At 67.0% G+C, this 18,219-nt stretch carries 19 protein-coding genes; 6 read left to right on the forward strand and 13 right to left on the reverse strand.

Annotated elements, in window-relative coordinates; genetic code table 11:
• Positions 1–41 precede the first annotated feature (41 nt).
• The 3 genes from SD196_RS22550 to SD196_RS22560 form a co-directional block, all read right to left on the reverse strand.
• Positions 42–1,199 (reverse strand): phospholipase D-like domain-containing protein, encoded by a 1,158-nt coding sequence (locus tag SD196_RS22550; protein ID WP_275608588.1) that lies wholly within the window; start codon positions 1,197–1,199, stop codon positions 42–44.
• Positions 1,196–1,771 (reverse strand): YceI family protein, encoded by a 576-nt coding sequence (locus tag SD196_RS22555; protein ID WP_416310688.1) that lies wholly within the window; start codon positions 1,769–1,771, stop codon positions 1,196–1,198. The genes SD196_RS22550 and SD196_RS22555 overlap by 4 nt, the downstream gene beginning before the upstream one ends.
• 112 nt (positions 1,772–1,883) lie before the next feature.
• Complete coding sequence (locus SD196_RS22560) at positions 1,884–2,789, reverse strand: LysR family transcriptional regulator (protein ID WP_343577382.1); 906 nt, start codon at positions 2,787–2,789, stop codon at positions 1,884–1,886.
• A gap of 109 nt (positions 2,790–2,898) precedes the next feature.
• On the opposite strand from SD196_RS22560, the gene SD196_RS22565 reads away from it, so the two are divergent.
• The gene (locus SD196_RS22565) at positions 2,899–4,398 is read left to right on the forward strand and encodes an MFS transporter (protein WP_416310689.1); all 1,500 of its coding nucleotides are present in this window, start codon (positions 2,899–2,901) and stop codon (positions 4,396–4,398) included.
• Between the two features lie 471 nt (positions 4,399–4,869).
• On the opposite strand, the gene SD196_RS22570 is transcribed toward SD196_RS22565, so the two are convergent.
• From SD196_RS22570 to SD196_RS22590, 5 genes are all read right to left on the reverse strand, one after another.
• Entirely contained in the window at positions 4,870–5,469 is a 600-nt protein-coding gene (locus SD196_RS22570; protein ID WP_416310690.1) for a YceI family protein, read from the reverse strand.
• 44 nt (positions 5,470–5,513) lie between these two features.
• The gene (locus SD196_RS22575) at positions 5,514–5,861 is read right to left on the reverse strand and encodes an amidase (RefSeq protein WP_275608593.1); all 348 of its coding nucleotides are present in this window, start codon (positions 5,859–5,861) and stop codon (positions 5,514–5,516) included.
• Entirely contained in the window at positions 5,858–7,000 is a 1,143-nt protein-coding gene (locus tag SD196_RS22580) for a serine hydrolase domain-containing protein (RefSeq protein WP_416310691.1), read from the reverse strand. Before SD196_RS22580 ends, SD196_RS22575 begins: the two co-directional genes overlap by 4 nt.
• Before the next feature lie 146 nt (positions 7,001–7,146).
• A complete protein-coding gene (locus tag SD196_RS22585) occupies positions 7,147–7,932 on the reverse strand; it encodes an MBL fold metallo-hydrolase (RefSeq protein ID WP_275608595.1) in 786 nt (261 codons plus the stop codon).
• Positions 7,933–8,043: 111 nt separating this feature from the next.
• Complete coding sequence (locus tag SD196_RS22590) at positions 8,044–8,940, reverse strand: acyl-CoA dehydrogenase (protein ID WP_416310692.1); 897 nt, start codon at positions 8,938–8,940, stop codon at positions 8,044–8,046.
• 147 nt (positions 8,941–9,087) lie between these two features.
• Between SD196_RS22590 and olsB the strand changes: the two genes are divergently transcribed.
• Entirely contained in the window at positions 9,088–9,843 is a 756-nt protein-coding gene (gene olsB, locus SD196_RS22595) for an L-ornithine N(alpha)-acyltransferase (protein ID WP_370600031.1), read from the forward strand.
• The gene (locus SD196_RS22600) at positions 9,843–10,613 is read left to right on the forward strand and encodes a lysophospholipid acyltransferase family protein (protein ID WP_275608598.1); all 771 of its coding nucleotides are present in this window, start codon (positions 9,843–9,845) and stop codon (positions 10,611–10,613) included. The genes olsB and SD196_RS22600 overlap by 1 nt, the downstream gene beginning before the upstream one ends.
• 145 nt (positions 10,614–10,758) lie before the next feature.
• Here SD196_RS22600 and SD196_RS22605 read toward each other — a convergent pair whose 3' ends face one another.
• The gene (locus SD196_RS22605; RefSeq protein ID WP_331319281.1) at positions 10,759–11,622 is read right to left on the reverse strand and encodes a universal stress protein; all 864 of its coding nucleotides are present in this window, start codon (positions 11,620–11,622) and stop codon (positions 10,759–10,761) included.
• Between the two features lie 78 nt (positions 11,623–11,700).
• A complete protein-coding gene (locus SD196_RS22610; protein WP_275608600.1) occupies positions 11,701–12,294 on the reverse strand; it encodes an ACP phosphodiesterase in 594 nt (197 codons plus the stop codon).
• 256 nt (positions 12,295–12,550) lie between these two features.
• Here SD196_RS22610 and SD196_RS22615 point away from each other — a divergent pair, with 256 nt between their 5' ends.
• From SD196_RS22615 to SD196_RS22625, 3 genes are read left to right on the forward strand one after another with little or no spacing between them, the layout of a single operon-like run.
• Entirely contained in the window at positions 12,551–12,880 is a 330-nt protein-coding gene (locus tag SD196_RS22615) for an ArsR/SmtB family transcription factor (RefSeq protein ID WP_275608601.1), read from the forward strand.
• Between the two features lie 48 nt (positions 12,881–12,928).
• The gene (locus SD196_RS22620) at positions 12,929–14,092 is read left to right on the forward strand and encodes an MFS transporter (protein ID WP_343577360.1); all 1,164 of its coding nucleotides are present in this window, start codon (positions 12,929–12,931) and stop codon (positions 14,090–14,092) included.
• Positions 14,093–14,122: 30 nt separating this feature from the next.
• Positions 14,123–15,172: an alkene reductase gene (locus tag SD196_RS22625; protein ID WP_416310693.1), complete on the forward strand. Its 1,050-nt coding sequence runs from the start codon at positions 14,123–14,125 to the stop codon at positions 15,170–15,172.
• Between the two features lie 197 nt (positions 15,173–15,369).
• Here the strand turns inward: SD196_RS22625 and SD196_RS22630 are convergent, their stop codons facing one another.
• The 3 genes from SD196_RS22630 to feoA are packed head-to-tail and all read right to left on the reverse strand — an operon-like array spanning position 15,370 to position 18,167.
• Complete coding sequence (locus SD196_RS22630) at positions 15,370–15,639, reverse strand: FeoC-like transcriptional regulator (RefSeq protein WP_416310694.1); 270 nt, start codon at positions 15,637–15,639, stop codon at positions 15,370–15,372.
• The gene (gene feoB, locus SD196_RS22635) at positions 15,639–17,933 is read right to left on the reverse strand and encodes a Fe(2+) transporter permease subunit FeoB (protein WP_416310695.1); all 2,295 of its coding nucleotides are present in this window, start codon (positions 17,931–17,933) and stop codon (positions 15,639–15,641) included. The genes SD196_RS22630 and feoB overlap by 1 nt, the downstream gene beginning before the upstream one ends.
• A gap of 6 nt (positions 17,934–17,939) precedes the next feature.
• Positions 17,940–18,167 (reverse strand): ferrous iron transporter A, encoded by a 228-nt coding sequence (gene feoA, locus SD196_RS22640; RefSeq protein WP_370600035.1) that lies wholly within the window; start codon positions 18,165–18,167, stop codon positions 17,940–17,942.
• Between the last annotated feature and the right edge of the window lie 52 nt (positions 18,168–18,219).

Here is an 18,219-nt window from a genome sequence, read left to right on the forward strand (position 1 = left end):
CGCTCTCCTCTTCGAAAAATCGGTTCGGGCGCTCCACCGGATCAGCGCCGGCGGTCGAGAAAAGTCACCACCAGCCGGTCCAGGGAACCCCATAGCCGTTCACGCAGGCGCTTCCACCAGGGCCGGGCATGCCAGCTGCCGAGGTCTATCTCGCGGCTCTGCTCGAAGTCAGCGCGCAAACAATCGGCGACCGCCGCAGTGAACTGTGGATCGAACGCTTCTACATTGGCCTCCAGATTGAAGCGAAGGTTCCAATGATCGAAGTTGCAGGAGCCGACACTGGCCCAATCGTCGACCAGTACCATCTTCAGATGAAGAAAGCGTGGCTGGTACTCGTATATCCGCACGCCGGCGCGCAGCAAGCGTGGGTAGTAGCGCTGGCCGGCATAGCGCACCGGCGCATGGTCGGTGAGCCGCCCGGTGAGCAACAGGCGCACATCGACACCGCGCTGGGCCGCCTTGCGCAGCGCGCGACGGACCTTCCAGGTCGGCAGGAAGTACGGCGTCGCCAGCCACACCCGCTGGCGCGCCCCACGCAATGAGCGCACCAGCGCCTGGAGGATGTCACGGTGCTGGCTGGCGTCGGCGTATGCGACCCGCGCCATGCCATCCCCTTCGCTGGGTCGAGGCGGCAGGCGGGTCAGCAGGACTTCCTCGCGCGGCTTCCACGCCCGCACGCCAAAGGTGGCGTGCCACTGGCGCTCGAACAGGCGCTGCCAGTCGGCGACGACGGTGCCGGTCATCTCCACCATCACCTCGTGCCAGTCGCTGCGGTTTTCCCGCGCCGACCAGAACTCGTCGGTGGCACCGGTCCCTCCGACATAGGCGATGCGCTCGTCCACCAGCAGCAGCTTGCGATGGTCGCGGTAAAGATTGCGCAGCCCGGCCTTCCAGTTCAGCGGGTTGTAGTGGCGCAGCTCGCCGCCAGCCTCCACCAGCTGCCGCGTCCAGGCGTTGGAAAGCTTCAGGCTGCCGAAGGCGTCGAACAGGCAGCGTACCCGCACACCTCGCGCGCGGGCGGCCAGCAAGTGGTCCAGCAATGCCTCGGCGCAGCTGCCGCTTTCCACCAGGTAGAGTTCCAGTTCGACTTGCCGCTCGGCGCCGTCGATGGCCTCGAACATGCGCGGAAAGAAGCACTCTCCATCACAGAGCAGGGCGAAGCGATTGCCGCTTCGCCAGGGAAAGATCGGGCCGCTCACCGCGAGGCGAAGATCAGCACGGCGCCCACCGGCACCGACAGGCCGATGCTTTTCAGCCCGGCCAGTTTGCGCAGCTGGGCCACGCCCGGCGCCAGGCCGAAGTCAGCGGCATTGACCACCAGCGGCGAGAGAGTCACCACCTGGAAGCGGTGCTCGTCCAGGCGGGTAATCAGCACGTCGGTGCGGTAGTCCCTGGATTGTCCACGCAGCTCCAGGCGCAGCGGCAGGCGCATCTCCATCTGCACGCCGCTGGCCAGATCGGTGATCGGCCGCAGGTCCAGGCGGGCGGTGATCCGCGCATCCGGGTACTTCTCGGTCTCGAACAGCTTCTCGCGCACCCGCTCGTCGCGCAGCGGAATGCCGGTGCTCACCGAGTCCATCTCGATGCGCAGCTCGGCCTGCCCCTGCTCGTCGACCTTGCCGTGCATCACCAGGAAGCGGTTCACCTCGGCGATATCGGCGTTCTTGGTGGTGACGAAGGTCAGCCGCGACGACTCGTAGTCGAGGTACCAGGCGGCCTGGGCGGAAGCGGCGAAACAGGCCGCGACGAGGAAGGCGAACAGCGAGCGCATGAAATCCCTTACATGAGAAACGGATGAATCAACGGCCAACGATAGCGGCCGGGCGGCGGCTTGCAAACCAGCCAAGCGGCGAGCCTATTGGGCAGGCAGCGGCGCCAATGGTTCAGTCGGCCAGCAGCGCAGGAATCCCGGCCACCAGCGCATCGATGGCGCAGCGGATCTTCGACGGCATGTAGCGGGTCTTCGGCCACACCGCATGGATGTCCAGCGGTGGCAGCCGGCAGCGCCCCTTCACCACCACCAGCTCGCCACGCTTCACGTGCCGCGCCAGCAGCCAGGTCGGCAGGCGTGCCAGGCCAAAGCCGGCCACGGCGGCGGCAGTGATCGCCTGCAGGTCGTCCATGCTCAGCTGCGGCTCCATCTCGATGCGCCTGGCATAGCCGTCGTCATCACGCATGTCCCAGGGCGAGGTGACGCCCGCAACGGAGTAGCTGATGGACGCGTGGCCGACGAGATCGTCCAGGTGGTCGGGCATGCCATGCTCGGCGATGTACGACGGTGCTGCGCCAATGCCGGTGTACTGCACGCCCAGCTTGCGTGCGGCAAGTGTGGCGCTGTCACTCAGCGGGCCGATGCGCACGGCCAGGTCGATGCCCTCTTCCACCAGGTCGACGCGGCGGTCGGTGAACGACAGGTCGATCTTCAGCGACGGATACTGGCGCGCCAGCTCCAGCATCAGAGGCGCCACGCAGAGATGGCCGAAGGAGATCGGCACACTGACCCGCAAGCGCCCGCGCGGCTCCCTGCGGCCGCCCTCCAGCGCCGTGTGCGCGGCGTCCAGCTCCGCCAGCGCGCGTACGCAGCTGTCGTAGAACACCTGGCCGTCGTCGGTGAGGTTCTGGCTGCGCGTGGTGCGCTGCAGCAGGCGCACGCCCAGGCGCGCCTCCAGCCGGGCGATGGCCTTGCCCACCGCGGAGCGCGTGAGATTCAGCCGCTCCGCCGCGAGGGCGAAGCTGCCGGCATCCACCACCTGGACGAAGGTGGCGATGCCATCGAGTCGGTCATCCATCGCCCTGCCCTTTTGCATCCTGAGAAGACCTAATGATGGGACGAAATGGAGCCAATGGGGAACCCCATTCTTTTCGACAATGGTGGCTCGCCAAACGGAGCCCACTCCCATGACTGCCCACCACAACCCCAGAAACCTCATCGCCCTGGCGGCGGTGTGCCTGTCCTCGATGATGTTCGGCCTGGAAATCTCCAGCGTGCCGGCCAGCCTGCCGGCGCTGGAGCGCGTGCTGCACGGCGACTTCCAGGACCTGCAATGGGTGATGAACGCCTACACCATCGCCGTCACCAGCGTGCTGATGGCCGCCGGCACCCTGGCCGACCGCTTCGGCCGCAAGCGCCTGTTCGTCATCAGCCTGGCGCTGTTCGGCCTCACCTCGCTGCTCTGCGGGCTGGCAACCAGCATGCCGGCCATGATCGCCGGGCGCTTCCTGCAGGGCGCCGCCGGCGGGGTCATGCTGATCTGCCAGGTGGCGGTGCTGACCAGCCAGTTCAGCGACCCGGCCGAGCGCGTCCGCGCCTTCGCCGCCTGGGGCGTGATCTTCGGCATCGGCCTGGGCTTCGGACCGATCATCGGCAGCGCCATCGTCGCCCTGGCCAGTTGGCAGTGGGTGTTCCTGGTGCACGGGCCACTCGCCCTGCTCACCCTGGCGCTGGCGCAGTACGGCGCGGTGGAATCCCGCGACCCGGACGCCGAAAGGCTCGACCTGGGCGGCATGCTGACCCTGTCGCTGGCCGTGCTCGGCACCGTCTTCTACATCATCCAGGGTGCCGACATGGGCTTCGCCAGCCCGGCCGCACTGACGATCCTGTTGATCAGCTTCGCCTGCCTGGTGGCCTTCATCGCCATCGAACGCCGCGTGGCGCACCCGATGTTCGACTTCTCCGTGCTGCGCATCCGCGCCTTCTCCGGCGCCCTGTTCGGCTCGGCGGGAATGAACGTGAGCTTCTGGCCGCTGATGATCTATCTGCCGGTCTACTACCACGGCGTGCTCGGCTACGACGACGTGAAGGCCGGCTGGTCGCTCCTGTCCTATACCCTGCCGACGCTGGTGGTGCCGCCGATCGCCGAGCGTCTGGCCCATCGCTTCCAGCCCGGCTGGGTGATTCCGGGCGGGATGTTCGTGATCGGCGCCGGCTTCTTCCTGATGCTCTGGGGCAGCGCGGTGGACCACGCGAGCTGGCTGACGCTGCTGCCGGGCTGCGTGCTCGCCGGCATCGGCCTGGGGCTGACCAACACCACGGTGACCAACACCTCCACCGCCGCCGTACCCGCCGCCCGCGCCGGCATGGCCTCGGGCATCGACATGAGCGCGCGGATGATTTCCCTGGCGATCAACATCGCAGTGATGGGTCTGATCCTGCTCTGGGGCGTCGCCGCGGGACTGCCGGACGAGGCAGGCGACGAGCGTCTGCAACTGGCCGCCAGCATCGCCAGCGGCCAGTTGGGCAGCGACGATCCCGTCGGCGCACGAGCAGCGCTGGTGCAGGGCTTCGCCTGGGTGCTCGGGTATGGCGGCGTCAGCGCCTGGCTGTTCGCGGCGGGCAGTTTCCTGGTCTTCGGCGCACATCGGACGATGGGGCGTAGACTGGAAGTCGCCCGATCCTGAAACGCAGGAGAATCGCCATGAAGACCGCCCTGCTGTTCGCACTCATCCTCGCCACCTCCGCCAGCTGCGGGTTCGGCTTCCAGGTACAGCATCAGGCGCCCTCTTTCGCGGTCAGCGCACCGGCCTGATTGCACTTCCCGTATCCGCGATCAGCCGGCAATACCGGCGTTGGGTGGGTTCGTGAGCAAGCTCACTCCTACGAAGAGCTCCTGTAGGAGTGAGCTTGCTCACGAACCGCTTGGCACGATGCTGATCGCGGACAGAGTCCGCTCCTACGAGATGCATCTGCGCTCGGGTTGGCCCTCACCCTAACCCTCTCCCAGGGGGAGAGGGGACCGTCCAGTGCAGGATGAAACTACTATGTCAGCCGGCACGATCTGGCTCCCTCTCCCTGAGGGAGAGGGCTGGGGTGAGGGGGAAAGCCCTGGCACAGATTCAGCCGGGACAAGATAGTTGCTCCTACAAAAGCCATCACGGCGCCTGCTTGATCACCTGGCGGAACCCCAGCACCGCGAACACCGGCACCTCCGGGGTGATCGACGGGAGGTTGGCGACCTCCTTGAGCGGCGCAAGCTTCTCCTCCAGATCGAAGTCGATCAGCTTGAGCACCAGCGGCTCCAGGGTCGTCACCTCGATACGCTCCTCGCTGGGCCGACTGACCAGCACTTCGGCTTTCAACCTGCGCTGCTGGCCGTGCAGGTCGAGGTTGAAGTCGATGGTTTCCGGCCGCGACTGGCCCACCTGCAGGTCATCGTAGAGGCTCAGGTCGAGCTGGCTGGTGATGGTTGCGTCCGGGTAGCGCTCGACCTCGAAGAAGGCGTTGCGCATGCGCTCGTCGCGCAGCGCCAGGCCGCTGTCGATGGAGGCCAGCGACACGACGAGGCGCACCGCGCCCTTGTCGTCGATCTGCCCGGAAAGCTGGTCGAAGCGCTGGACCTCCGCCATCTTGCCGCGCTTGACCGAGACAAAGCTGATCCGCGAGGTGTCGCCGTCCAGTTGCCACTCGGCCAGTGCCAGGGGGCTGGCCAGGATCAGCAGCGCCCCCATCAGCGCGCATTTCAGAGAAGACATCGTTCCTCCAGAGCGGGTCGCCCCCGCTCCGTGGAACGTACCCGTCAGTGGGTGCCCGAATCGGGCAATTCATCTGCCTGGGGCATCAGCTGGCATCCTTCGCGCGCGCCGAGCCAGGCGGCTGTCTGGGTACTGCCGAGGCCGCGGGCGGTCACCCGCTTGCGCGCTTCGTCGTCGAAGAATCCGCTGGTCGGCACGTACTGCTTCGTATAGGCCCGGCAATAGTCCGCCGAGTTCCCCATAACGTAACGGCAGGAGCAGTACTCCTTGGCGGTATAGGCGCCGATGATGCCGGGGAAGGCGGCGAGGTGGACGCGGTTCTGCCAGGCCGTGGCGGCGAGCATGAGCACCAGCAGGACCAGCGCGGTGAGGACCGGATGACGACGGATCATGGCTGCACCTCCCCGTGGGCGAAGGCCGCCTGGGCGAGCTTGAGGAAGGCGTCATGCTGGTAGCTGCCGTCGCGGTCGTCGGCGTAGCGCACGATCACCAGTTTCTCCTCGGGGATCACGTAAAGCGCCTGGCCCCAGTGACCGAGGGCGGCGAAGGTGTCTTCCGGTGCGCTCGGCCAGGGCGCGGGAGCGCCGGCCACCGCGCGGTTCAGCCACCACTGGCCGCCGGGCACCGCTTCGCCGGGTTTTTCCGCCTGCGGCTTGTAGTTGGGGAATGGCGCGAGGACGAACTGCAGCCAGGCCTGCGGCAACAGTTGGCGGTCCTTCCAGCGACCGCCGCGTTGCATCAGCAGGCCGATGCGGGCCATGTCGCGGGCGGTCATGTAGGCGTAGGAGGAGCCCACGAAGGTGCCGCTGGCGTCGCGCTCCCACACCGCGGACTGGATACCCAGCGGCTGGAACAGTGCGGTCCAGGGATAGTCCGCATAGGCTTGCGGGCCGACCATCTGCTTGAGGGTCGCCGAGAGCACGTTGCTGTCGCCGCTGGAATAGCGGAAGCGCTGCCCCGGAATCGCATCGAGCGGGAAGTCCGCGGCGAATTTCGCCATGTCATCGCGGCCACGGGTGTAGAGCATCGCCACCACCGAGGAGCGCACCGGGGCATATTCGTAGTCCTCCTGCCAGGCCAGGCCCGAGGCCCAGTTGAGCAGGTGGCGCATGTGGATGTCGCGGTGCGCGGCGAACGGCGCGTAGTGGCTCGCCACCGGGTCGTCGAGCTGGAAACGGCTCTCGCCGAAGGCCACGCCGAGCACGCTGGCCATCACGCTCTTGCTCATCGACCAGGCCAGGTGCGGCGTCTGCGCGCGGGTCGGGCCGGCGTAGCGTTCGTAGATCAGTTGGCCGTCGCGGATCACCACCACGGCGTCGGTGCGCACGCCCTTGCGGGTTGCGTCGTCGCGGGTGGGGAAGGCGTAACTTTCGAAGGCCTGGACGGCGGCACCGCTGGGCGTGGTGCCGTGGGGCCAGTCGGCCTCGGGCCAGGTGTCGCTGCCAAAGGCGTGGCCACCGAGCAGGCAACTGGCGAGCGCCAGGGCACGCAGCAGCGGCCTGCGCGAGGGAAAGCGCGGGAAGGTGGGCATCAGGGGGCCTCTTGTTATCGGGTCGGCCCGCACCCTAGCACGGCGAAGATGACGGATTAAGCGCCGATCGTGCCTACTTCAAGGACGATTGGCGCAATCGGTCAGCGACTCTCGCGATCTGCTGCGCGTTGGCAGAACTGCGGCTCTCAGCGCGGTACCTGATAGTCCTCCGGCCCCAGCAGGTCCATGCCGCACTGCAGGTTTTCGATCCAGTAGAGGAAGGCGCTGATCATGGCCTTGCCGACGAAGGGCCGGCCGTGCTGCGGCACGATCATCTCGACGTCCATGCCGCGCACCATCGAAGCCCAGAGCCGGGCGACCTTGTTGGAGGCCATGTAGCGGCGGTGGAAGCCTTCCATGTGCGGCAGGTGCGCGGCGAAGTCCTGCACGGGGCTGGCGTCATCCACCAGGGAGGCGCCCATGTCGCCGGAGAAGAGGATCTTGCTCACCGGGTCATAAACCTGGAAGTTGCCCACCGAATGCAGGAAGTGCGCGGGGATCATCTTCAGCTGGCAACGCCCCAGTTGCACGGACTCACCACGGTCGGGCAACGGGATGACCCGGTCATAGGTGGAGATGCCGTGGCTGACCGCCAGGTAGTTGGCCGTCAGGTGCGGCAGGAAGCGTGCCCAGAGCTTGGAGCAGATGACCTGGGCACGGGTGTGCAGCAGCCACTTGTCGAGCGCGGCGATGATGTCCGGGTCCTGGTGCGAGGCGAAGATGTAGTCCAGTTCCTGCAACGGGAACAGCTTGGACAGCTCCAGCGACAGCGGGGTGTAAGTAAGGTCGCCGCCCGGATCGAGCAACAGGCGCTTGCCATGGTCGACGATCAGGAATTGGTTGGACTGCACCCCATCGCCGCTCACCAGATCGTCGAAACACAGGCACTGGTGTTTGCCGTCGTCGAACAGCACGATGGGTTCGCGTCGCATGGGGGATTTCCTGTCGAGAGTAGTGGGCGGAAAACAGTGGGTAGCCGTGCGGAAATTTCTGGGTACAACCTCAGAAACGGCCGCAAAGGCTAACCAGCCCGCCCCCGGTACTCACTGACCTGGATCAAGCCCCAACGCCGCCCTCGCCTTTTCCAGGCGCTTGGCCCGTGCCACGCCGGCGATCGCCAGGACGCCACGGTCGCGCTGCCAGACTGCCGCCAGCGCCGGATCGGCCGTGGCGAACGCTGCATCCAGTGCCGCGGACAGCCCCTCGAACTGGCTGAACACCCCGGCCAGCAACAGATGGGTTTCCGCCTGGCCGGCCGGTTGCCGGCTCACCTCCGCGCAACCGGCCAGTACGCCGACCAGTCGCAGCGTCAGCTCCGCCGGCCAGTGCAGTTCGTTGGCCAGGCCGTAGAGCCAGGCGCAGAGGGCCGCCAGCACATGGGTGTCTTCCAGGGTGCGGAAGGGTTTGCTGTAAGTCTCCCAGCCATCCCCGGGCAGGCGCTCGCAATGGGCGCCATCGAGCAGCAGGCGGGCATGGGGGATGTCCGGCAGCAACGGCAAGGCCGGCAACGGTTCAAGCGTCGCGCCGGGCGCGCCGGCCTGCACCACGGCCATCGCCAAGCGCGGGGCCTCGCCTTCGTCCTCATCGCGCGCCGCCACCAGCCACCAGGCTGCGCGGTCGGCGGCGGTGGCGAAGTCTTTCTGGCCATGCAGCACCAGGCCCTCCAGGCGGGTCTGCAGGTCCGCCGGGCGCACGCTCTTCTTCTCGGTCACGCACAGCGCGCCCAGGCTCAGCGGCGCCGCCGGCCACAGGGCACGCAAGGCCGCCTGGTAACCGGCGAGAAAGGCCAGCCCCGGGGTGGCCGCCAGGCGTCCGCCGAGCACTGCCAGTTCGAAGCTGCCGACGGCGCCGGCGCGTTCGAGCAACTCGGCGTACCAGTCGTCCAGGGGGACTCCGGCGGGCAGTCGATCCTGCGGGCCGAGCAGGCATTTCCAGGGCATCGTGGCGCTCCTTCTCCAGGGCTTTCGTCGTTGTCATACAAGCATCACCGCACCGTCATGGGGGTGACACCGCTCATTCCTAGCCTGAGCTTGCACAACAAAGCCGACCGGCCGCAACCCGCATGGCCGGTTCACGGAGGCACTCGCATGAGTCAGATCGCCCTCTCCTGTGACACCCCGGCAGAACGCCGTCTCAAGGCCGTGCGTCTGCGCGGCGCCCGCGCCCTGCGCGAAGCCCAGGCCCTGCGTTACCGCGTGTTCAGCAGCGAGTTCGATGCCCAGCTCAAGGGCGCGGACCAAGGCCTGGACATGGACGACTACGACCGTCACTGCGCCCACATCGGCGTGCGCGACCTGAACACCGGCGCGCTGGTGGCCACCACCCGCCTGCTCGACCACCGCGCCGCCCAGCGTCTGGGCCGCTTCTACAGCGAGGAAGAGTTCGCTCTCGACGGCCTGGACGACCTGCAGGGCCCGGTGCTGGAAATCGGCCGCACCTGCGTCGACCCCGACTACCGCAACGGCGGCACCATCGCCGTGCTGTGGAGCGAACTGGCCGAAGTGCTCAATGAGGGCGGCTACCGCTACCTGATGGGCTGCGCCAGCATCCCCATGCGCGACGGCGGCATCCAGGCCCGCGCGGTGATGCAACGCCTGCGCGACCGTTACCTGTGCCAACAGAACCTGCGCGCCGAGCCCAAGACCCCGCTGCCGCCCATGGAAGTGCCGGACAACCTCACCGCCGAACTGCCGCCGCTGCTCAAGGCCTACATGCGCCTGGGCGCGAAGATCTGCGGCGAGCCCTGCTGGGACCCGGACTTCGGCGTCGCCGACGTGTTCATCCTGCTCAAGCGCGACGAGCTCTGCCCACGCTACGCCCGCCACTTCAAGGCGGCGGTGTGATGCGCAGCCTGCGCGCCTGGCTGCGCGTCGCCCGCCTCCTGCTGGTGCTGACGCTGGGCATGGCGCTGGCCTGCTTCGTCACCCTGCTGGAACGCCTGCCCGGCCGCGACTGGATGCCCTTGCGCCAGCGCCTGACCCGCTGGTTCCTGGCACGCCTCACCGCCGCCCTGCCCTTCGAGGTCAAGGTGCACGGCGAGCTGCCCAGCCAGCCGATGCTGTGGGTCTCCAACCATGTGTCCTGGGTCGATATCCCGCTGCTCGGCGCACTGTTGCCGCTGACCTTCCTGTCCAAGGCGGAAGTGCGCCAGTGGCCGGTGGCCGGCTGGCTGGCGGAAAAGGCCGGCACCCTGTTCATCCGCCGTGGCTCGGGCGATGCCCGGATGGTCAATGCGCAACTGGCCACCCAGCTCGCGCGCGGTCGTTCGCTGCTGGTCTTCCCGGAAGGCACCACCACCGATGGCCAGGGCCTGCGCACCTTCCACGGCCGCCTGATGGCCAGCGCCATAGAAGCCGGCGTGCCGGTGCAGCCAGTGGCGCTGCGCTACCGGCGCAACGGCCAGGCGTGCGAACTCGCACCCTTCATCGGCGATGATGATCTGGTCAGCCACCTGCGGCGGCTGTTCGGTAATGATCGGGGCGTGGTGGAAATCCATCTGCTGCCGGCACTGTCCAGCGCCCACCAGGATCGCAATCTTCTGGCGCAACAGGCGCGCAACGCGATCCACGCAGTGGTTTGCGACGTGCAGGAAGAACCGGCCATCGCGGCCTGATTCAAGCGGATTGAGAGCAGGAAGGGATGTGTGGATGTGGAGCCCGCCGTAACCTACGGCCGGCGGGTTCCCACTCTGACGAAACGGCTTTCGAACTGCGCCGGGCGGCACCCTCGAGCCGCCCGGTGAAGCCCGAAAACAGTCTCTAGGCGCCGGTCTCCGGCGGCACGACCAGGATGTCACAATCCAGCTCGCGCAGAGCGTAGTCGGCAACACTGCCGATCAGGGCACGCTTGATCCCGCCCATGCCCCGAGTGCCCATGACCAGCAGATCGGGCCGATGCTTGTCGACCATCCGCTGCAGCACGTTGCCCGGCAGCCCGACGGCCACCAGTTGTTCATCGATGCGATCGTCCAGGCGCTCCTCGCGCAGGAAGGTCTTCAGCTCATCCACGGCCTGGCGCGTCTCGGTGCTGACGAACTCGTCGACCCGCTCCTCACTGACCCCGGAGTACTGCATCATGCCCTTGGCCAGCGGGCTGAAGGCGTAGACCCCACGGCGCACGGCACCATCGAGCAGGCCCAGCGTCCCCGCGACATTCACCGCGTTGGCCGAGGCATGGGAAATATCCAGCGCCAGCAGCAGGTCGCGGTATTCGCCGTTCGCCGGCTGGTTGACCACCAGCACCGGCAGTTGGCCGGCGCGCAGCACGCGCTCGACCGTGGTGCCGACGAAGATGTCGCGCAGCACACTCTTGCGATGGGCGCCCATCACCAGCAGCTCAACGTTCTGGCCCTTGGCTGCGGAGAGAATCTCCTGATTCGGATCGCCGCGCTCGACCATCAGCTTCGGGCTGCTGCCGGCCAGCTCGGTGAGTTCGACCAGACGCGCCTCCAGCATCATCTTGACCTGGGTCGCCTCCTGCTCGACCAGCGCGGCCGGTTGGTCCTCGTCGACGACGTAGAGTACGGTCCAGGGACAGGCGAAACGCTTGGCGAGTGCCGCCGCGCGGTGCAGGGCCTTTTCCGAACGGCCAGACAAATCCGTTGCGACCATTAACGACTTCATCTTGCTGCTCCTCTCGTCGTCCTTCAGATGGGTCTATTGCACACGCTCCGGCACACCAGGCGGTTGACGCACATCAAGTCAGGCCGGACCGTCCATCGATTCCGGCAGGCTCCTGACGTAGGACTGCAGCTCCGGATAGAACTCGCGGAAGTCGGCGCTCAGCGGCAGGTACAAGCGCTCCAGTTCGTCCCAGGCGCCGTCCAGCAGGGACGGACGCGACAGGCGCCGGGACATCCCGAACACCACGTCCTGCAGCACCTCGAACTGCCGATAACTGCCCAGCCAGTCCTGCGCGGCCATGCGCGGCGCAATGCGGGCCAGACGCTCCGGCAAGCCGGGCGTGCGGCCCAGTACACCGTAGACGCGATGGGTGAACTGCTCCAGCGGCTCCTCGGAGAAGCGCCCCCAATCACGGGCCAGGCAATGGTCGAAGAACACGTCGAGAAGCACGCCCGCCATGCGCCGGCGCTCCTGCGGGAAGCGCGTCTTGGCAATCTGTATCAGAGGATGACTGTCGGTGAAGGCGTCGATGCGCCGATGCACCCGGATGGCCGCCTCGATATCGGCAGGCCATTGGCCGGCGAGCGGGCCTTTGACGAAGTCGCCGTAGAGGCTGCCGAGCAGTTGGGCGGGCCGGTCGCCGCCCAGATGGAGATGCGCGAGGTAGTTCATGGGGCAGAGAGTAGCGCGGATTCATGCCCGACCGTATCGGCGTGCTTCTTCTGCCATGGCCAAACGGCGCATAACGTCGAACGCTATACGCCCTACGCCTGTCCCGGCGCGTGGGAGTCATCGCGAACGGAGTCCGCTCCGGCGACGGTGCCGAAGGCTAATATCACGGGTGTCGATCATTACTATCGCCTCAAACGAATTCATATCGTTTTTCACCGATATATAGTTCGTCTCAACGCGATATACCGATGTGCCCATGACTGAACAACCCCCTCTCGATCCTGGTATCGATCTCGACGAAATCTTCAAGGCCCTGGCTCACCCGGTGCGGCGTGACATGCTGCGCTGGCTGAAGGACCCGGAGCGCTACTTCGTCGAGCAGGAGCACCAGTCCTTCGAGATCGGCGTCTGCGCCGGCAAGTTCGACCAGCGCACCGGTCTGTCGCAATCCACCGTCTCCGCGCATCTGGCCACCCTCCAGCGCGCGGGCCTGGTGACCAGTCGAAAAGTCGGCCAGTGGAATTTCTTCAAACGCAATGAAGAAACCATCCAGGCCTTTGTTCGCCACCTGAGCGAAGCGCTGTAACCCGGCTACTGCCAGCCACACCACAACCCACTCTCCAGGAGCAGGCGCATGCCCACTTCGCTTCTCGTCCTCGCTTTGTCCGCGTTTGCCATCGGCACCACGGAATTCGTGATCATGGGCTTGCTGCCCGAGGTCGCGGGCGATCTCTCCGTGAGCATTCCCGCCGCCGGCTGGCTGGTCAGCGGTTATGCCTTCAGCGTCGCCATCGGCGCACCGATCATGGCCCTGCTCACCGCCCGCCTGCCACGCAAGACAGCGCTGCTGATGCTCATGGGCATCTTCATCCTCGGCAACCTGCTCTGCGCGGTGGCCGCCAACTACGGCCTGCTGATGCTGGCGCGGATCATCACAGCACTGTGCCACGGCGCCTTCTTCGGCATCGGCTCGGTGGTCGCCGCCAGCCTGGTGCCGGCCAACCGCAAGGCGTCCGCCGTGGCCCTGATGTTCACCGGCCTGACCCTGGCCAACGTGCTCGGCGTGCCGGCCGGCACCGCACTGGGCCAGGTCGCCGGCTGGCGCTCGCCGTTCTGGGCGGTGACCCTGATCGGTGTTGTCGCGCTGATCGGCCTGTGGCGCGTGCTGCCGAAAAAGCACGACGAAGAAGCGGTGGATATGCGCAAGGAAGTCGCCGCGCTGCGCAACGGTCCGCTGTGGCTGGCGCTGGCCACCACGGTACTGTTCTCCGCGGCTGTCTTCGCTCCGTTCACCTACGTCGCGCCGCTGCTGGGTGAAGTCACCCAGGTCTCCCCACGCGGCATCACCTGGACCCTGGTGCTGATCGGCCTCGGCCTGACCCTGGGCAACATCATTGGCGGCCGTCTCGCCGACTGGCGCCTGGGCACCACCCTGGCCGGCGTGTTCGCCACCATGGCGATCGTCTCCACCGTGCTGAGCTGGACCAGCGCTTCGCTGATCCCCGCCGAGATCACCCTGTTCATCTGGGCCGCCGCCGCCTTCGCCGCGGTACCCGCCCTGCAGGTCAACGTGGTCCGCGTTGGCGGAGCCGCGCCGAACCTGGTCGCCACCCTGAACATCGGCGCCTTCAACGTCGGCAACGCCATCGGCGCCTGGGTCGGCGGCAGCGTGATCGACCACGGCCTGGGCCTGACCCGCGTGCCCCTGGCCGGCGCCGCAATCGCCGTACTCGCGCTGATCGCCGTGATGATCGCGTTCAGCGGCAAGCCCAACCAGACCCAAACCGTCCTCGATTGATCCTCCACCCTCACGCCCCGGAGTAACGCAATGACCACGCTTTTCGATCCCATCGTCATCGGTGACCTGGAACTGCCCAACCGCATCATCATGGCCCCGCTGACCCGCTGCCGCGCCGACGAAGGCCGTGTGCCCAACGCGCTGATGGCCGAGTACTACACCCAGCGCGCCGATGCCGGCCTGATCCTCAGCGAAGCCACCTCGGTGACGCCGATGGGCGTGGGCTACCCGGACACCCCCGGCATCTGGTCCGATGACCAGGTGCGCGGCTGGACCAACATCACCAAGGCCGTGCACGCCAACGGCGGTCGCATCATGCTGCAGCTGTGGCACGTGGGCCGCATCTCCGACCCGCTGTACCTGAACGGCGAAACCCCGGTGGCGCCGAGCGCGATCAAGCCGGCCGGCCACGTCAGCCTGGTGCGTCCGATCAAGGAATTCGTCACCCCGCGCGCCCTGGAAACCGAAGAGATCGCCGACATCGTCGAGGCCTACCGCATCGGTGCCGAGAACGCCAAGGCCGCCGGTTTCGATGGCGTGGAAGTACACGGCGCCAACGGCTACCTGCTCGACCAGTTCCTGCAGAGCAGCACCAACCAGCGCACCGACCAGTACGGCGGCTCCGTCGAGAACCGCGCCCGTCTGCTGCTGGAAGTCACCGATGCCGTGATCGGCGTCTGGGGCGCCGGCCGTGTCGGGGTGCACCTGGCACCGCGCATGGACTCCCACGACATGGGCGACGCCGATCCGCTGGCCACTTTCGGCTACGTGGCTCGCGAGCTGGGCAAGCGTGGCGTGGCGTTCATCTGCACCCGCGAGAAGGCCGCCGACGACAGCATCGGCCCGAAGCTGAAGGAAATCTTCGGCGGCGTGTACATCGCCAACGAACGCTTCACCAAGGAAACCGCCACCCAGTGGCTGGAGAGCGGCAAGGCTGACGCGGTTGCCTTCGGCGTACCCTTCATCGCCAACCCGGACCTGGTGACCCGTCTGCAGAAAGACGCCGCCTGGAACGAGCCGCACCCGGAAACCTTCTACGCCAAGGGCCCGGTCGGCTATCTGGATTACCCGCGCCTGTAACGGCGGGCTCCAGCGCCAGTAAAAAGGGCGCCTTCGATTGAAGGCGCCCTTTTTCTTTCCGCGAGCCAAAAGGCGGGCATGACCTGTAGGAGCGAGCTTGCTCGCGCCCCCCTACCCCGGTGCCGAGAGGTTCGCGAGCAAGCTCGCTCCTACAAAAGCGCGTCAGGTTCTGTGTCGGAGCTCGTCGCAGGATGGGATCACGAAGTCATCCAGCGTAAAGGGGCTGCAGCGTTGTGGCTGGCCAACCGATACTCCGTCGTCGCGCACCGCGCTGCCTCCGCGCAACCCTTGCAGCTCCCGCAGGCCGCCGACTCCGGCGCAACTTTTTCCACCACGCCCATCGCCAGCAGCCGCTCCAGCAGCGCTTCGAGCAGGGCCTTCGAGGCCCCGAGGCGCTGGGCCAGGGCCGGCACATCCGCCTCGCCCATCTCACCCAGCAGGTTACGCACCGCGATTGCCGTGGCCATCAGTGGCAGCTCCCCGCCGGTGCAGCGTGCAATTCGCGCTCGCCGTCCAGCTCCAGGCCGCGCCGACCGACCCAGCGCAGGATCAGGAACAGCACCAGGTTGAACACCAGCACCAGGCCGATGGCCACCGCGCTGTACTGCGGATGCTCGGCGAAGCTGAACACCTGGTAGCAGAGGGTTGCCAGCGAATACGCCACGTTCAGGCCCCAGAACACCGCGAAGGTCATCCAGCCGCGGCCGCTCTCGCGGGTGAGTGCACCGAGGGTCGCCACGCAGGGCACGTAGAGCAGCACGAACACCAGGTAGCTGTAGGCGGCCAGCGGGCTGCCGAACTTGGCGGCGAAGGTGCCCATGGAGCCCTCCTCCATCTCGCCGTCGGCCATGCTCGCGGCCACCGGGTTGGCCAGCACGCTGAGGCTGAAGGCATCGCGCAGGCCATCCAGCGTATCCGCGCCGGCCTGTTTCAGTTGGCCCCAGAGATCGTACGCATCGGCATCGAAGGCCTCGCCCTGGATGTGTTCGGCGGTGTACAGGGTGTTCAGCGTGCCGACCACCACTTCCTTGGCCAGCGCGCCGGTCACCAGGCCGACAGTGGCCTGCCAGTTGTCCTCGTGCACGCCCATGGGTTTGAGCAGCGGCGTAACCTTGTGACTGAGACTGGAAAGGGCCGAATCGGCGATGTCGCCTTGTACCGGGCGACCGTCGAGGGTGACGCTGTTGAGGCCGCCGATCACCAGGCTGACCAGGATGATCACCGTCCCCGCGCGGACGATGAAGGCGCGCAGGCGCATCCAGGTCTGCAGCAGCAGGCTGCGCAGGTGCGGCACGTGGTACAGCGGCAGCTCCATGACGAAGGGCGAGGCTTCGCCGCGCATCAGCGTGTGCTTGAGCAGCAGCCCGGTCAGCACCGCCACGACGATGCCCAGCAGGTACAGCGAGAAGATTGCCAGCGCACCGTTCTGACCGAAGAAAGCGGCGGCAAACACGGCGAAGATCGCCAGCCGCGCACCGCACGACATGAACGGCGCCATCATCGAGGTCATCAGCCGCTCGCGCGGGTTATCCAGGGTACGGGTGCCCATGATCGACGGCACGTTGCAGCCGAAGCCGACGATCAGCGGCACGAAGGATTTGCCCGGCAGGCCGAGGGCCTGCATCAGGCGGTCCATGACAAAGGCCGCGCGGGCCATGTAGCCGGAGTCTTCCAGCAGGGCGAGGAACAGGTACATCAGGCCGATCTGCGGGATCAGCGGCAGCACCGCGTTGATGCCGCCGCCCAGCCCCTGGGCCAGCAGCGCGGTGAGCCAGTCCGGCGCGCCGCTGCGGGCGCCCAGCCACTGGATGCCATCGATGAACAGCGCCGAGGAGCCCTGGTCGAAGATCGGCTGCAGCGCACCGCCCAGGGTAATGGCGAAGAAGAACATCAGGTACATCACGAACAGGAACACCGGGATGCCCAGCCAGCGGTTCAGCGCGACGCGGTCCAGCGCCTGGGTCAGGCGATGTGGGGCGGCCTGTCGATGGTTGCTGGCACGCTCGCAGAGTTCGCCGATCAGCCGGTAGCGTGCATCCACCAGCAGCAGTTCCGGGTCTTCGCCGCAGGCGCAGCGGATTGCGTCACGCGCGGCCAACAGGCTCGCCGGGTCGAGCTTGAGCTGGCGGGCGCTGTGCAGGTCGCCCTCCAGCGCCAGCAGCGCCATCCAGGCCTGAGTCGGCGGCGCATCAACAGGCAGCAGTTGGGTGACGGCGTCCCGCAGCGAGGCGGGATACGGCACCTGCAGGGGCTGCTGAGCCCCCAGGTCATCGATGGCAGCCTTCAGCGCGTCGATGCCTTCGCCACGGGTCGAGACCAGTGGCACCACTGGGCAACCCAGCTCCCGCGCCAGCGCCTCGCGGTCGATGTTCAGGCCCTGGCTGCGGGCGATGTCGAGCATGTTCAACGCGACCACGCTGGGCACTCCCATCTCGCGCAGCTGCACGGTGAGGTAAAGGTTGCGTTCCAGGTTGGTAGCGTCAACCACGTTGACCAGCACGTCGACCTCGCCATCGACGATGCAGCGCCGGGCGATCTGCTCGTCCAGCGAGGCTTGGGTGGACAGCGTGGTCAGCGAGTAGGTGCCGGGCAGGTCTACCAGGCGCACGTTGTGTCGCACGGTGCGGAAGCTGCCCTCCTTGCGTTCCACGGTGACGCCGGCCCAGTTGCCGACCCGCTGGCGGGCGCCGGTGAGCTGGTTGAACAGGGTGGTCTTGCCCGCATTGGGGTTGCCGATCAGGCCGATGCGCAGTTCATCCATGGGGGCTCAATCCTGCGGGGCGAGGTCGAGAAAGGCCAGGTCGCGGCGGCGCAGCACCAGGCTGCACTGGCGGGTATCCACCTGCACCGGATCGCCCAGCGGCGCCACGCGGCGCACGTGCAGCTCGGCGCCGGGCAACAGGCCCATGGCGAACAGACGCTGGCGGAAGGCCGCGCCGATTCCGGGACGGTATCCCGTGATGCGGTAGCGGCGATGCGCTTGAACAGGGTGCATGGGATGCCTCCGGGCAAAAGTGCCTGACAGGAAGAATCGGAATGACTCTCAT

The sequence above is a fragment of the Pseudomonas macauensis genome (assembly GCF_047902425.1).
GTDB lineage: Bacteria > Pseudomonadota > Gammaproteobacteria > Pseudomonadales > Pseudomonadaceae > Pseudomonas.

Bases quoted from the DNA above. Each gene is read 5' to 3' on its own strand.
- SD196_RS22560 (WP_343577382.1), bottom strand. From the start codon at position 2,789: ATGGATGACCGACTCGATGGCATCGCCACCTTCGTCCAGGTGGTGGAT.
- SD196_RS22615 (WP_275608601.1), top strand. From the start codon at position 12,551: ATGACTGAACAACCCCCTCTCGATCCTGGTATCGATCTCGACGAAATC.
- SD196_RS22565 (WP_416310689.1), top strand. From the start codon at position 2,899: ATGACTGCCCACCACAACCCCAGAAACCTCATCGCCCTGGCGGCGGTG.
- SD196_RS22555 (WP_416310688.1), bottom strand. From the start codon at position 1,771: ATGCGCTCGCTGTTCGCCTTCCTCGTCGCGGCCTGTTTCGCCGCTTCC.
- SD196_RS22590 (WP_416310692.1), bottom strand. From the start codon at position 8,940: ATGCCCTGGAAATGCCTGCTCGGCCCGCAGGATCGACTGCCCGCCGGA.
- SD196_RS22630 (WP_416310694.1), bottom strand. From the start codon at position 15,639: ATGGCCACGGCAATCGCGGTGCGTAACCTGCTGGGTGAGATGGGCGAG.
- SD196_RS22625 (WP_416310693.1), top strand. From the start codon at position 14,123: ATGACCACGCTTTTCGATCCCATCGTCATCGGTGACCTGGAACTGCCC.
- SD196_RS22620 (WP_343577360.1), top strand. From the start codon at position 12,929: ATGCCCACTTCGCTTCTCGTCCTCGCTTTGTCCGCGTTTGCCATCGGC.
- SD196_RS22600 (WP_275608598.1), top strand. From the start codon at position 9,843: ATGCGCAGCCTGCGCGCCTGGCTGCGCGTCGCCCGCCTCCTGCTGGTG.
- SD196_RS22610 (WP_275608600.1), bottom strand. From the start codon at position 12,294: ATGAACTACCTCGCGCATCTCCATCTGGGCGGCGACCGGCCCGCCCAA.
- olsB (WP_370600031.1), top strand. From the start codon at position 9,088: ATGAGTCAGATCGCCCTCTCCTGTGACACCCCGGCAGAACGCCGTCTC.
- feoB (WP_416310695.1), bottom strand. From the start codon at position 17,933: ATGGATGAACTGCGCATCGGCCTGATCGGCAACCCCAATGCGGGCAAG.
- SD196_RS22605 (WP_331319281.1), bottom strand. From the start codon at position 11,622: ATGAAGTCGTTAATGGTCGCAACGGATTTGTCTGGCCGTTCGGAAAAG.
- SD196_RS22585 (WP_275608595.1), bottom strand. From the start codon at position 7,932: ATGCGACGCGAACCCATCGTGCTGTTCGACGACGGCAAACACCAGTGC.
- feoA (WP_370600035.1), bottom strand. From the start codon at position 18,167: ATGCACCCTGTTCAAGCGCATCGCCGCTACCGCATCACGGGATACCGT.
- SD196_RS22575 (WP_275608593.1), bottom strand. From the start codon at position 5,861: ATGATCCGTCGTCATCCGGTCCTCACCGCGCTGGTCCTGCTGGTGCTC.
- SD196_RS22570 (WP_416310690.1), bottom strand. From the start codon at position 5,469: ATGTCTTCTCTGAAATGCGCGCTGATGGGGGCGCTGCTGATCCTGGCC.
- SD196_RS22580 (WP_416310691.1), bottom strand. From the start codon at position 7,000: ATGCCCACCTTCCCGCGCTTTCCCTCGCGCAGGCCGCTGCTGCGTGCC.